Source organism: Phenylobacterium sp. (assembly GCF_044372605.1).
GTDB lineage: Bacteria > Pseudomonadota > Alphaproteobacteria > Caulobacterales > Caulobacteraceae > Phenylobacterium.
The window spans coordinates 1-13,282 of record NZ_JBILRO010000076.1 but is presented as its reverse complement, the minus strand read 5'-3'; the positions used below and the strand labels follow the sequence as shown (position 1 = coordinate 13,282).

12 protein-coding genes are annotated in these 13,282 nt (G+C 65.4%); 3 read left to right on the top strand and 9 right to left on the bottom strand.

What is annotated here, in order from left to right:
- Positions 1 to 502: HAD-IB family phosphatase (locus ACIQ42_RS08365; RefSeq protein ID WP_397421741.1), on the top strand; the 502-nt coding region annotated here is incomplete at its 5' end.
- Between the two features lie 72 nt (positions 503 to 574).
- On the top strand, positions 575 to 1,240 hold the full coding sequence (locus ACIQ42_RS08360; RefSeq protein WP_397421740.1) for an HAD family hydrolase: 666 nt from the start codon (positions 575 to 577) through the stop codon (positions 1,238 to 1,240).
- Positions 1,241 to 1,509: 269 nt separating this feature from the next.
- On the opposite strand, the gene hflC is transcribed toward ACIQ42_RS08360, so the two are convergent.
- Both hflC and hflK read right to left on the bottom strand, forming a co-directional pair.
- Positions 1,510 to 2,397 (bottom strand): protease modulator HflC, encoded by an 888-nt coding sequence (gene hflC / locus ACIQ42_RS08355; RefSeq protein WP_397404259.1) that lies wholly within the window; start codon positions 2,395 to 2,397, stop codon positions 1,510 to 1,512.
- A complete protein-coding gene (gene hflK, locus ACIQ42_RS08350) occupies positions 2,397 to 3,371 on the bottom strand; it encodes an FtsH protease activity modulator HflK (RefSeq protein ID WP_397421742.1) in 975 nt (324 codons plus the stop codon). Before hflK ends, hflC begins: the two co-directional genes overlap by 1 nt.
- Positions 3,372 to 3,661: 290 nt before the next feature.
- Here hflK and ACIQ42_RS08345 point away from each other — a divergent pair, with 290 nt between their 5' ends.
- Entirely contained in the window at positions 3,662 to 4,822 is a 1,161-nt protein-coding gene (locus ACIQ42_RS08345; protein ID WP_397421739.1) for an Mrp/NBP35 family ATP-binding protein, read from the top strand.
- On the opposite strand, the gene ACIQ42_RS08340 is transcribed toward ACIQ42_RS08345, so the two are convergent.
- The 7 genes from ACIQ42_RS08340 to ACIQ42_RS08310 form a co-directional block, all read right to left on the bottom strand.
- Positions 4,811 to 6,172, bottom strand: a complete 1,362-nt coding sequence (locus tag ACIQ42_RS08340; protein ID WP_397421738.1) for an MFS transporter — start codon at positions 6,170 to 6,172, stop codon at positions 4,811 to 4,813. The genes ACIQ42_RS08345 and ACIQ42_RS08340 overlap by 12 nt on opposite strands.
- A 34-nt stretch (positions 6,173 to 6,206) precedes the next feature.
- Entirely contained in the window at positions 6,207 to 7,628 is a 1,422-nt protein-coding gene (locus ACIQ42_RS08335) for an MFS transporter (protein ID WP_397421737.1), read from the bottom strand.
- A gap of 147 nt (positions 7,629 to 7,775) precedes the next feature.
- Positions 7,776 to 8,678, bottom strand: a complete 903-nt coding sequence (locus ACIQ42_RS08330) for an SDR family oxidoreductase (RefSeq protein ID WP_397421736.1) — start codon at positions 8,676 to 8,678, stop codon at positions 7,776 to 7,778.
- 84 nt (positions 8,679 to 8,762) lie between these two features.
- Positions 8,763 to 9,734, bottom strand: coding sequence for an efflux RND transporter periplasmic adaptor subunit (locus ACIQ42_RS08325; protein ID WP_397421735.1), 972 nt, complete (start codon positions 9,732 to 9,734; stop codon positions 8,763 to 8,765).
- Between the two features lie 5 nt (positions 9,735 to 9,739).
- A complete protein-coding gene (locus ACIQ42_RS08320) occupies positions 9,740 to 10,495 on the bottom strand; it encodes an ABC transporter ATP-binding protein (RefSeq protein WP_397421734.1) in 756 nt (251 codons plus the stop codon).
- On the bottom strand, positions 10,492 to 11,634 hold the full coding sequence (locus ACIQ42_RS08315; RefSeq protein WP_397421733.1) for an ABC transporter permease: 1,143 nt from the start codon (positions 11,632 to 11,634) through the stop codon (positions 10,492 to 10,494). Before ACIQ42_RS08315 ends, ACIQ42_RS08320 begins: the two co-directional genes overlap by 4 nt.
- A gap of 833 nt (positions 11,635 to 12,467) precedes the next feature.
- Positions 12,468 to 13,169 (bottom strand): PEPxxWA-CTERM sorting domain-containing protein, encoded by a 702-nt coding sequence (locus tag ACIQ42_RS08310; protein WP_397421732.1) that lies wholly within the window; start codon positions 13,167 to 13,169, stop codon positions 12,468 to 12,470.
- Positions 13,170 to 13,282: the final 113 nt, after the last annotated feature.

Genomic DNA, 13,282 nt, shown 5'->3' with positions numbered 1-13,282 from the left:
ACGCGTGGCCATGCTGAAAGGCTTGCCGCTGGCCGATCTGCAGCGGGCCTATGACGAACGGGTGCGGCTCAACCCGGGCGCCCGGACGCTGGTCAGAACCATGACCGCCCACGGCGCCAAGGCGTTCCTGGTGTCCGGTGGTTTCAGCTTCTTCACCCGCCGCGTCGCAGAAGCCGCCGGTTTCAACGCCAGCCGCGCCAACACCCTGATCGAGGACGGCGACCTGCTGGCCGGCACGGTCGGTGAGCCCATCCTCGGGCGCGAGGCCAAACTGGCGGCGCTGCGGGAGGAGGCGACCAATCTCGGCATTCCCCTGTCGGCCACGCTGGCGGTCGGCGACGGCGCCAACGACCTGGCCATGATCGAGGCTTCGGGCCTCGGCATCGCCTATCGGGCCAAGCCCATCGTCGCGGCGCAGGCCCACGCCAAGGTGGACCATACCGACCTGACCTCGCTGCTCTACTTCCAGGGCTATCGGGCCGACGCGTTCGTGATCGACTGAAGGGCGTGCGGCGTCACAATCGGAAGCACCGTTTGAGTTCCGTCGCCGCGCAAACGCCGCTAAAGCCGGGACATGCCCTTTCCCCGCCCCATCCGCGCTGTGGTTTTCGACATGGATGGCCTGCTGGTCGATACGGAGGCTGTGGTCTATCGCGCGATGCAGCAGGCCACCGTCGGCATTGCCGACGAATTCCCGATGTCGACATTTCTCCAGATGGTCGGGCTGCCGAACCAGGCCGGTGACGAAATCGTTCGTAATCACTTCGGCGTCGGCTTTGACCTGACGACCTGGAATGCCGCCGTCAGCAGGCACTTCCGCGAAGAGCTGGCCGCCGGCATCGCGCTGAAAGCCGGCGTCTTCGAGATCCTCGATCACCTCGACGAGATCGGCATGCCCCGTGCCATCGCCACCTCATCCAGCCTGGAAAGCGTGAGGGCCAGTCTGGGGCCGCACAGCATCGTGGATCGCTTCCACGCTCTGATCACCCGTGACGTCCAGAATAATCACAAGCCTCATCCGGAGCCGTTCCTGAAGGCCGCAGCGGCGCTGGGCGTTGATCCTGCCGACTGCCTGGCGCTGGAAGACAGCCACAACGGCGTCCGCTCGGCCTCCTCGGCCGGGATGATGACAGTGATGGTGCCGGACATGCTGGACCCGACCGAGGAGATGCACAGCCTGTGCATCCGCATCGCCGCCGACCTGCATGAGGTCAGGGCGCTACTGGCGGCGCAGGCCTAGCGGGGCCGCTCCAGATTGGTCGTGAACGGCCGTGCCCCCATGTTCCTTCGCCCCTTGTGGGAGAAGGTGGGCCGCGCAAGCGGCTCGGATGAGGGGTCGACAATCCTCTCAGGCAAGCCCTTGAAATCCTTTCGGATAGACTTGCGCGACCCCTCATCCGTCAGGCTTCGCCTGACACCTTCTCCCACAAGGGGCGAAGGGGTTCAGCGGCGACACCGCGCCCTGGTCTGGACTTTCGCAACGGTTCCCAATCGGGGAAGGCAAAGCGCTTAGCGCCCGCTCGGTCCCCGCTGGAAGTACTTGAAGAACGCGCTGTCGGGCGAGAGCACCATGGTCGTCTGGCCATCTGCGAAGCTCTGCTCATAGGCCTGCATCGAGCGGAAGAAGGCGGCGAACGACGGGTCGCGACCATAGCTCTGGGCATAGAGGCGCGTGCGGGTGGCGTCGCCCTCACCGGTGATCTGGCCGGCCTGCTGACGGGCAGTGGAGAGCGTGATGGCCACTTCCTTGTCGGCGCTGGCGATGATCTCGCGCTTCTGCTGTTCGCCGACGGCGCGGACGCGGGCGGCTTCCTGCTGGCGCGACGTCGACATCCGGCGGAACACGGCTTCCCGGTTCTGGGTCGGCAGGTCAGCACGGCGGATCCTCAGGTCAATCACCTGGATACCCATGCCCGAAGCCCGCGCACGGCGTTCCACGTCCACCTTGGCCAGTTGCATCAACTGGGCGCGGCGGCCGGAGATGATGTCACTGGTGGTGGCCGAACCCAGCACCTGACGGAGCGACGAGTTGACCAGGCGTTCGATGCGGTCAGCGGCGATCCGCTCGTCGCGCAGGGTGGTGTAGAACTGCTTGGGATCAGCAACGCGGTAGCGGATGAAGGCGTCGACCACCAACCGGTCCTGCTGGGCGGTGATGATTTCTTCCTGGGCGGCTTCCAGCGAGATGTTGCGGCGATCAAACCGGATCACCTGCTCCAGGAACGGTGCCTTGACGTTCAGGCCGGCGGCCTTGCCGCTGAAATTGATCACACGCACGGGATCACCGAAGCGTACGACCACGACCTGCTCGCGCTGGTCGACGATGAAGAAGGTATTGGCCAGCAGAACGGCGGCGAGCACCGCCATGCCGACCCAGGCCACGAGGCGACTGCTCATCACTGGGCCTTTCCTTGAACCTGAGGCGCGGCCTCGACCTGGGGCTGCGGCGCTGCGGCCTGCGGGGTCCGCGAACGGAACACATCCGGCGGCAGGATGATGGGCGCGCTGGCGCCCTTGGCGTCGATCACCACCTTGTTGGACCGCGCCAGGATGCGCTCCATGGCCTCGATATAGAGGCGGTCGCGGGTCACGCCCGGCGCACGACGGTATTCCGCGTAGATCTGGTTGAAGCGCGCGGTCTCACCCTGGGCGTCGCGAACTGTCTGTTCGCGATAGCCTTCGGAGGCCTGCAGCACCTTCGACGCATCACCCTTGGCTTCGTTGATCACCCGGTTGCGGTAGGTGTTGGCCTCGTTGGTCGCTGAGGCAGCGTCCTGTTCGGCGTTGTTCACTTCACGGAACGCGGCGACGACCTCGGGCGGCGGGTTTGCCGAACGGATCTGGACTTCGACAATGCTGATGCCGGCGCCCCAGTTATCCAGCGTTTTCTGCATCAGCTCTGCGGTCTGAAGCTGCACCTGCCCGCGTCCGGTGGAGAAGATCGGCTGAAGCTGAGTCTTGCCGACCACTTCGCGTATGGCGCTTTCAGCCACGGCCTTCACGGCCTCGTCCGGCGCGCGGGTGGCGAACAGGTAGGCGGCCGGGTTGGCCACCCGCCAGGTGACGCTGAAGTCCAGGTCGATGATCTGCTCATCCCCCGTCAGCATCAGGCTTTCCGCCGGGGTTTCGCCCACATCCGTCCGGTTCAGGGAGGTGACAGACACCTTCTCCACCCGCTCGATGGGGAAGGGCAGGTGGTAGCGAAGGCCGGACGTCTCGGTGTGGCCGTCAAACGCGCCGAACCGCAGGACAACCGCCTGCTCGCTCGGCTGAACAATGTAGAACCCCGAAAGACCCCAAAGGCCGACAATCCCGGCCCCGATGGCGCCCAGCGCACGCGGGTTCATCTGGCCGCCAGGGCCGCCGAACATATCGCTCAAGCGACGTTGCAGGCGCTCGAAGACCTCGTTGATATCGGGACCGCCGGGCCCACGCGGGCCGCGAGGGCCGCCGCCTTGAGGGCGTTTCGGCGCGGGATCCTTGCGATCTCCGTCACCGCCGGAAGGGGCGCCCCATGGGCCGGGGTTTGCATTATCGTTCCAAGGCATCAGCCGGTACGTGTCATCCGTGGGCCAAGGTCCATTATACCCACCGTGGGCTTGTAAACCGGCGCAGTGACCCGGATATGAGATGCCACCTCCCCGAAGGCAAGACAAAGCGCATGAGTGATTACCCAGGACCGGACAGAACGGCCATTTTGAAGGCCCTGGATCTGGTCATTGATCCCAGGTCCGGAACCGGACTGACCACGGCTGGACTGGTCCGCGGCCTCGTACTGCGCTCGGGTCGCGTGGCCTTCATGCTGGAGGTCGCCCCGGCGGACATCGAGCTCTACCGGCCCGTTCGCGACAGGGCCGAGGCGGCCATCGCCGACGTCGAGGGGGTCGAGACGGCCCAGGTCGTCCTGACCACCGAGGTCCAGGCGCCCAGTTCGGCGCCCCCGCCGGCCGGGCCGGGCTTCAAGGTCAGCCCCCGTCGCCCGCAACCGGGTGAAACGCCGCCCACGCGCCGCGCGCGAATCGCGGAGGACCCGGGCGCGCGTCTTGGCCCCATGGTCGACGCCGAACATCCGCCGAACGTGAAAAAGGTCATCGCCATCGCCAGCGGTAAGGGCGGGGTGGGCAAGTCCACTGTCTCGGTCAATCTGGCGGCCGCGCTGGCGGTGCTCGGCTACCGCGTCGGCCTGCTGGACGCCGACATCTACGGCCCCTCCGCGCCCACCATGCTGGGCGTCGACGGCGACCCGACCTTCGATGCGGAAAAGCGCCTGAACCCGATGGAGGCCTGGGGCGTCAAGGTGATGTCCATCGGCTTTATCGTCGAGCCGGGTACGGCCAACATCTGGCGCGGCCCGATGGCCTCGTCGGCCCTGCGCAGCCTGATGAACTCCAACTGGGGCACGCCCTCGGAACCCCTGGATGTGCTGGTCATCGACCTGCCGCCCGGCACCGGGGATATCCAGCTGACGCTGGTGCAGAAGCTCAAGATGGATGGCGTGGTGATCGTCTCCACGCCACAGGAAATCGCCCTGATCGACGCGCGCCGCGCCGCCCAGATGTTCGAGAAGACCGGCGCGCCGATCCTGGGCGTGGTCGAGAACATGGCTTATTTCGCCGACAGCTCCGGCGCCCGCATCCCGATCTTCGGGACCGGCGGCGCCAGGGCCGAGGCCGAAAAGCTGGGCGTGCCACTGCTGGCGGAGATCCCGATCGAGGTGGCGTTGCGCGAGGCCTGCGATGCAGGTCGCCCGCTGGTGACGACCAACCCCGACAGCCCCGCAGCCAGGGCCTTCCTGGAACTTGCGAAGCAGCTAGTTGGCTAACCCGGCGTCGCGGGCGTCCAGCTGGCGACGGACGTCGGCGGCCCGCTCTGCGTCGAGGCGATAGCCGATCATGGTCAATGCGCCCAGCATGACGAAGACGACAGGCCCGACCAGGAAGCAAAGCATCAGCGCCTGGATCGCCTCGGGCGAATTGGCCTGTCCCAGCTTGGGGTCGTAGCCGACCTGGCTCAGCACATTGAACGTCAGGAAAATCGAGGCGCCAGCGGCGATCTTGCTGGTGAGCGTGGTCAGGGCATACAGCAGACCGCTGCGTTCCTTGCCCTGCCGCAGGCGCACCTCATCGGCCACGTCGGCGGTCATGGCCCGTGTCAGGACGCTGAAACCGGCGGCGAAGAACCCGGTGAGGAACAGGATCGGGGCCGCCGCCAGCAAACTGCCCTTTGGCAAGAAAGGCAGGGTCACCAGGAGGAGCGAGTAGCTCACGCAACATACCATCACGGTCCGGTGCTTGCTGATGCGGGTGGCGACCCAGGCCAGCATCGGCGCGCCCGCCACGCCGGCGACGATGTAGATCGCCAGCAGGATGTTCGTCGCGCCGCCGCTCAGTTGCAGGCTGTCGCGGCTGTAGAAGATGTAGAGCGCCGCCATCCAGCCCGGGCCCAGCGAGAGCGCCAGATCCGCCAGCAGGATCCGCCTCATACTGTGGTCGGTGATCAGCTCCCAGTAGTCTCGCAGCTGGAAGCGTTGGCCTGTGACCTCGGTGGCCAGTGTCTCGGGTGTGCGCCAGACCACAAGCCCGACCGCGATCGGCGCCAGCACAATGATGTACCAGATCATCGCCTGTATGCCCTGCGGCTCCGAGTAGCCCATCTGCTCCATGACGATGGGGATCATCAGCACGCTCACCGCGCCGCCGACGCCGACCGCCGCCATTACGCCGAACAGCCGCGCGCGATCATCATAGCTTCGTGCAAGGGTCGCTGCCCACGCCGAGTGCGACAGGAACAGGATCGAAACGCCCAGGTACATCACCAGCAGCCAGGTGATCAGGTAGCTCTGGCCGACACCCCTCCCGGCCGTCATCAGCATGTAGAGGCCCAGCATCAGGAGCGGCGCGCCGAGCAGGGTCCATAGCCGGTAGCGGCCGATCGGCGACTTGGTACGGTCCATGAGGATGCCCAGCGCGGGCTCGATCGGGATATCGATGAAGCGGACGATCGCGAACGCCGCGCCCACCACCGCCAGTTCCACGCCGATGTTTGCGGCGAAATAGGCCGGGAGGTGCACCGAAACGGCGATCCCGAGCGCGCTCAGCGGCAGGCTGGTGGCGGCGAACGATATAGCCAGTCCCAACGGAAGGCTCGACGAGGAATTGGCGTGTTTGGTCAATCCGTTCTCCCGGGGCGTTTTCTGGCGACTTGGGTCAGGCTGGCCGGTTCGCCGGCGCGATATCCTCGCCTGTCAGCGATTCCATGGCCGCACCGGGATCGACCAAGGCGTCCTGCTCATCAAGTTGGCGACGGATTTCAGCATGTTTTTCGGCCGTCAGATTGTAGCCGAAGAAGCAGGCTCCCGCGATCATCACGAAGATGATCGGCCCAACGATGTAGGCCAGTTCCAGACCGCGGATGGCGTCTGGCGTATTCACCGTGCCCACCTTTGCCTGGTAGCCGATGTAGGCCAGCACGTTGAAGGTCAGGAAGATCGAGAACGCCGAGGCCAGCTTCGAGGTCGCGGTGATCATGGCGTACATCAGGCCCATCCACTCGCGCCCGCTTTCCAACCGGATTTCGTCGGCGATATCGGCGGTGATCGCCCGGATCATCACGGTAAAGCCCGCCGCCATGGCGCCCACCAGGAACATGGCCAGTCCGAAAACCAGGAAGTCGCCCTTGGGCATGATCGGCAGCAGGATCAGGCCCAGCGAGTAGATCGTGGTGTTGACCATCAGGGCGCGGTGCTTGCTGATCCGGTTGGCCAGCCACGCCGCCAACGGCGCGCCTGCAAACCCTGCGGCGACGTAGATCATCAGCAGCAGGTTGGCCTGGGCCATCGTGAACTTGAGACTGTCCGTGAAGTAGAAAAGATAGAGCGCCGCCATCCAGCCGGGACCCAGGGTGACAAACAGGTCTGCGGCCAGCAGGCGCAGAATGTTGGGCCGGGTCAGCAACGCCCAGTAGTCGCCCAGGGTGAAGGCCGCAGGCCGATCCTTCACGATGTTCTCTCGCGAGGTCATAACCACCAGCAGCGACGTCAACCCCGTTGCCGCAATGATGAACCAGATCATCGCGTGGATGCCCTCGACGTCGGTTCCGCCCTGCCTCTCCACGACAACCGGGATCAACAGGATCGCCATGGCGCCCACGACGCCAAGGCCCGTGATGGCGCCAAAGATGCGGTTCCGTTCGGAATAGTTCTGCGCCAGCCGCCCGGCCCAGGCGAGGTGCGACAGGAACACGCAGGAATAGCCGATGTACATCACCAGCAGCCATCCGAAGAGGTATCCGACCCCCACGCCTTCCTGCGATATCATCAGCATGTAGAGGGCGAACATGAGGATCGGCGCGCCCAGCGCCATCCATATCCGATACCGGCCAAAGCGTGTGTTGGTTCGGTCCATCGCCAGACCCAGGCCGGCGTCGATCGGGATATCGACAAACCGCACCAGCGCAAAAGCACCGCCCACAACCGCCAGCGAAAGGCCGAGATGACTGGCGAAGTATCGAGGCAGGTGGACACTTATCGCCAGAACCAGCGCCGCAATCGGAATGCTGGCGCTGGCGAAGGCCATGACCGCAGGTATCGAAAGCGCGTTGTTCGCGGCGACCTTGTTACCCTTTGACACCGTGACCTGCTCCTACGCCTGCGCCTCTACCGAGCGCTGGGAGGGAGTTAGGCGCAGGCCTCCGCAAACGCGCAAGCGGATTTCGATTACAAAACGGAAAAGGGCGGCCTTGCGGCCGCCCCAATGCGTCGGACGCCGTACGAAACCCTACCCGCCCTGCATCTTGCGGAAGAACTTCGCCGACTGCTCGCCGCCGTTGACATAGGCCTTCTGGCCGACCTCGTCGGTGATCTTCGCCCAGTTGTCGCGGACGGTCTCGACGCTGGCCTCGTGGCCGAGATAGACGCCCTCGGTCTCCACAATGCGGGCGAGGGCGAAGGCGCCGGCGCCGGCGGTCAGGATCGCGCCGGTGGGCGCCTCTTCCGAGCAGAGGAACACCACGCCCGGCGTCACATACTCCGGCTTGAGTTGCTCCAGCACGGCGGGTGGCATCAGGTTTTCGGTCATCCGCGTGGCGGCCACCGGGGCGATGGCGTTGACGTGGATGTTGTTCTTCTGGCCTTCCAGCTTCAGCGTGTTCATCAGGCCGATCAGGCCCAGCTTGGCCGCGCCATAGTTGGTCTGGCCGAAATTGCCGTAGAGACCCGATGACGAGGTCGTCACCACGATGCGCCCGTAGTTCTGCTCGCGCATGACGTCCCAGACCGCCTTGGTCGGCTTCACCGTGCCGAACAGGTGCACGTCCACCACCACCTGGAAGTCGCCGAAGTCCATCTTGGCGAAGGACTTGTCACGCAGGATGCCGGCGTTGGCGATCAGGATGTCGATACGACCCCACTGATCGATCGTGTCCTTGACCATCCGCGCCACGCCCGCGTCATCGGTCACCGAGGAGCCGTTGGCGATGGCCTCGCCGCCGGCCGCCTTGATCTCCTCGACCACCTTCAGGGAGGCTTCCGAGTGGCCGCCGGACCCGTCCACCGAACCGCCCAGGTCGTTCACCACCACCTTGGCGCCCCGCCGGGCCAGTTCCAGCGCATGCGCCCGGCCCAAGCCGCCGCCAGCGCCCGTTACGATCGCCACTTTGCCGTCGAAGCGGATGTCCGCCATTACAATCACCCCTGGATCTGAAGTCCGAAATCGGCGCGGGTTTTGCGGCGTGGGGACTGCGACGTCAAGGCGAGGCGAGGGGGTTCAGCTCTTCGGCGGAACCGAAACCGCCGCCTGCTTCTGGTCTTTCAGGAACTTTACCAGCACCCTTTGGCCGATCAGGAATGGCGCACCGGTGGAGTCCACCACCACCTCGACCACGCGGTCATCGGTCCGCTCGCTGGCGTCGTCCGACTGCAGCTTGCGGGCGCCGAACACGGCGGCGCGGCGCAGCACCTTGCCCTGATAGACCCTCGTCGGATCGCTCTCCGGCGACATCTGCACCGTCTGGCCGATGCCCACGAACGAGAGGGCGCCTTCCGCGATCTCGGCCCGGACGATCCGGCCCGTCTGAGGTTCCAGATCGAACATGTTGGAAACGTTCAGGGTTGAGGCGCCGGCGCCGGGATTGGCATAGCGTCGCACGATGCGTCCGTCCGTAGGCGCCCGGATGATGCTGGTTTCCTGATCATACCGCGCCTCGCCGAACCGGGCCTGGGCGGTGGAGATGCTGGCCTGCTGGGCCGCGATCCGCGCCTCGGCCTCGCGCACCGCGTCTCGCGACTGATCGAGCTTCTGGGCCGCCACGAAGTTGGAGGGCGCCAGCGCCTCGAGCCGGTTGAACTCGCGCTTCGCCGCTGCCAGCTGAACGCCCAGCAGCGCCAGCGCCGCGTGCGCCTGGCGCACTTCGGCGGAAGCCCGCACCGACGCCAGCCGCGGTTGATCGTCCTCCAGCCGCGCCAGCACCTGACCACGTCGGACCATGTCGCCTTCCTGGACGAGAACGTCCTGGATGACCCCGGCGCGGCGGGCCGCAATCTGGATGATGCCGCCCTCCACATCCGCCTTGCCGCTGGCGATGGCCGCGTAGGGGCTGGGTTTGACCTGGGCGGTGGCGGCGGCGGCCCTGGCCTTTTCGGCAGTCGCCCGGTTCGACAGGAACATGCTCCCGCCGCCGGCTACGGCCAGTATGATCACAGCGATCCAGACGAAACGATTGCGCAAGATGGCAGGCATGGTGATCAGGCTCCAACGAGCTCGGGTTGTTGTGGTGCGACGACGGCGTGGTGCGGCGAAGCGGGGCTCGCCCGGCGGTCGTCGAGGATCTGGCCGTCCTCCAGGTGGATGACGCGGTCGGCAAAGGCTTCCAGGCGCGGGTCGTGCGTCACACAGATCACGGCCGCGCCATGTTCCTTGGCGGCCCGCTGGATCAGCCGGATCACGATCTGTCCGTTCTCCCCGTCGAGCGCGCTGGTCGGCTCGTCGGCAAACAGAAGCTGAGGGTCCTTGGCCAGCGCACGCGCGATGGCGACCCGCTGTTTCTCGCCCCCCGAAAGCTCGGAGGGGCGCTGATGCATGCGGTTCTCCAGGCCCACCTCGCAGAGTGCGCGTTCCGCCCGGGTCCGGGCCTCGGAGGGGCTGCATCCCTGATACTTCAGGATGATCTCCACCTGTTTCAGCGCGCTGAGCGCAGCAAACAGGTTGAAGCCCTGGAAGATAAACCCGCAGGTATCGAGGCGGAACCGGTCCAGCTTGCCGGACCCGAGGCTCCAGATGTCCCTGCCCAGCGCCGTCACCTGGCCCTCATCGGGCTTCAGCAGCCCCGACAACGCGGCCACCAGGGTCGACTTGCCCGATCCCGACGGCCCCATGACCATGGTCACCTCGCCATGCTGGGCATCGAAGTCGACGCGCTTCAGCACCTCGATATGCGCCCGGCCGGTCTTGAAGCGCTTGTAGAGGCCATGCGCCTCTATGGCTGTGTGCTTCGAGCTCATCGCAGGAGGTCCGCAGGCTGGCTTTTCTTCAGGATGCCCAGAGCCAGCAGGCCCGAGGCGCATGAGATCACGATCAACAGCACCGACACGCCGATGATCCACTGCATCGGAAAGCCCATCGGCAGGCCCGAGTTGGTGGCGAGCAGATAGACCCCGCCGGTGAACAGGGCCGTGGCGCCCAGGCCCGCGATACCCACCCACACCGACAGCTCCATCACGATCAGCCTGAGCGAGCCCATCGAGACCCCCAGCGCGCGCAGCGAGGCGTATTCCTTGATGCTTGAAAGGATCGCGCCCCGCAGGGTCTGCGACGTAATGCCCACGCCAATCAGGAAGCCCAGGAACACCGAGAAGCTCAGGAAGATGCCGATGATCTGCTCCGACATCAGCGCGTTCTCATTGGCCTTGGCCAGTTCCGGCCGCGTCCAGGCCCGATAGGCGCCGCCCGAGACGGCGTTCAGTTGATCGCGGACGATCTCGGCGCGCCGGCTGTCGGCCACCCGCACCATCAGAGGCCCGGTCTTGCCGCCCTTCACCAGCATGCCCATCAGCCGCATGGTGTCGCGCGACATGGTCACGGAGGCGTTGTTCACGTCGGGATAGCCCTGCAAAATGGCACGCACCCGCACGGTCTTGCCGTTGAGCGAGGCCTCGTCTCCCAGCTTTACCCCCAGCCGCTTCAACTGGGTTTCGTCGATGGCGATCGCATAGGGTTCCAGCAGGGCCACGCGGGTAGCCTCGGGAAAGTCGTGCGGCAGGTTCACCGACCCGGGCCGCGTATCCACCATGTTGACGTTGATGAAGGTGGTGACGGCCTTCTTGCCGTCCTTGGGCCGGTTTACCCATCGCCCGCCATCGGCGTCCCACGCCGCCACCTCGACGACCTCGGGGTTCATGTACATCTTCGGCAGGAGCCGGGCCGGAAGCGAGCCGCCGCCCGAGTTGATCAGGCTCTCCATCTTGGGCGGCAGGATCATGATGTCGGCGCTGGACCGGTCGATGGTGGCCGTCGCGCCCTTCACGATACCGGTGAACATCCCGATCTGCGCCAGGATCAGCAGCCCCGAAAACGCCAGCGCCACGACCGCCGCCGTGTAGCGCCGCCATTCGTACAGCAGTGTGGCCAAAGCCAGTGACATGGAGACCGGAACGCCCTGAATAACCCTGCGCCCGGTGTCATCGCGAGGTGCGCGCGCCGCCAGTTAAATCGCTGTAACGCAGCGTAACCGGGAGCCACCGGGAACCCCCGCAGAGCGCGCGTTCCCGAGAGGCGAGGGGCCATCCCGACGGGTGCGGGGCGCCCGATTAAACCTTTGTAATCCGGCTCATCGGTGACAGCTGTTTCGCTGGCAGTGAGGTCAATTCGTCTGCTGGCATGCGTTTGGCCCGGGCCGTTGGCGAATTGAGTGCGCTGTCACCGAAATTGCGGAGGGTCCGCTGTCTGGCAGGTCGCCAGCCACTGGTCGTTCGATCGTTCCCGACGATGTCCGCTTCCCTCCTGCACAGATGTTTGTGGCGTCAGCCTGAAGGTCGGTGAGCCGAAGGTCTGCTTCCGGGCGCTGATCCAAAGGTGAGAAGCGCCCCATTTTGGAAAGCCGGGACCAGCCGACTCAATGTCGCTTCACCAGGCCATTGGAGACATCGCCGCACCAGCAGAACAAATGCGACGTTTCGCGTTCCGTAGGACAGCAACCGTCCGGAGCTTTCAACGCAGGCTCCCAGGCCCTGACCAGAAAGGGCCCTCGACAAAGCTCAGCGCCGCGTCCGTCGAGTACGCCCGCGACGCGATCAATGGCGTCGTCGTCGTCATGCGCCGGGAATTGTTCCCTTAGCAATTCGCCGTTCAGGAGCCGCTCAATGAGCGTGTAGGTTGGGCCGCAATCGACGCTCAGGCGCGCTGATGCGTTCGCTATTGCAGAGCCTCATGAAAAAGGCGGGCCGCGAGGACCCGCCTTCATCTTGACTGCGTCGATTAGGCAGCCGTCGGGATGAGCCGCCGACGGCGGATTGCCGCGCCGGCAGCGCCGAAGCCCATGATCATCATGGCCCAGGTCGCGGGCTCGGGGATCGCGCCGACTGCACTTTTGTCGCCGACTTGGACCCAAAGCCTCGGGCGCTCATCCGAAGCGCCGTTGGCGCTGAAGCTGAAACTCCCGGTCGCGTTGATGTTAGCGAACGTGCCACCGGTGTCTTTGAACAGCGTGTTCAGGGCCGTATCCGAGCCACCGGCGCTGAAGGGACCGAAGCTGGTCCCGTTCAGCGTGAAATTGCTGACATTCACCAAGCTCTGCGCATTACCCTGGATGAAGAGGTTCACGTAGTTGAACCCGAAGCCCACGAGCGCCGCGTCGACCACCGACACCAGTTCCTGGTCGTCGGCGAAATCACTATCCCGGCTGAAGTCGATGCCCCAGGTCGTCGTACCCGTGGCGCTGTCGTAGGTCAGCGCGAAGTTGTAGTCGGAGCCGTACGCCCAGACCGGCGCGCCCCCCGGGTTCATGGTGGGGTCGATGGTTTGCGTGTTGAGCTTGCCTTCGAACCCGCTCCGGCCGTTGCGGGCCTCACCGCGCATCTCGTAGGACAACGGCGCGGCATCTCCAGAGACGACAACCGCCGCTTGGGCCGACGTCGTGAACGCGGCAGCCGCCGCGGCAGCAATCAGAATCTTCTTCATGGCTTTCCTCACAATCCGGATCCCGTATTTGTCCGTTATACAAAATGACACACAACAAGGGGGGGGGGGGGGGAGGGGTTACACCTCAGACGGCAAGCATGCGCCTATAGGTA

What these genes read in the sequence shown, in the direction of transcription:
- ACIQ42_RS08360 (WP_397421740.1), top strand. Translation starts at nt 575, where the DNA reads ATGCCCTTTCCCCGCCCCATCCGCGCTGTGGTTTTCGACATGGATGGC.
- hflC (WP_397404259.1), bottom strand. Translation starts at nt 2,397, where the DNA reads ATGAGCAGTCGCCTCGTGGCCTGGGTCGGCATGGCGGTGCTCGCCGCC.
- hflK (WP_397421742.1), bottom strand. Translation starts at nt 3,371, where the DNA reads ATGTTCGGCGGCCCTGGCGGCCAGATGAACCCGCGTGCGCTGGGCGCC.
- ACIQ42_RS08345 (WP_397421739.1), top strand. Translation starts at nt 3,662, where the DNA reads ATGAGTGATTACCCAGGACCGGACAGAACGGCCATTTTGAAGGCCCTG.
- ACIQ42_RS08330 (WP_397421736.1), bottom strand. Translation starts at nt 8,678, where the DNA reads ATGGCGGACATCCGCTTCGACGGCAAAGTGGCGATCGTAACGGGCGCT.
- ACIQ42_RS08325 (WP_397421735.1), bottom strand. Translation starts at nt 9,734, where the DNA reads ATGCCTGCCATCTTGCGCAATCGTTTCGTCTGGATCGCTGTGATCATA.
- ACIQ42_RS08320 (WP_397421734.1), bottom strand. Translation starts at nt 10,495, where the DNA reads ATGAGCTCGAAGCACACAGCCATAGAGGCGCATGGCCTCTACAAGCGC.
- ACIQ42_RS08315 (WP_397421733.1), bottom strand. Translation starts at nt 11,634, where the DNA reads ATGTCACTGGCTTTGGCCACACTGCTGTACGAATGGCGGCGCTACACG.
- ACIQ42_RS08310 (WP_397421732.1), bottom strand. Translation starts at nt 13,169, where the DNA reads ATGAAGAAGATTCTGATTGCTGCCGCGGCGGCTGCCGCGTTCACGACG.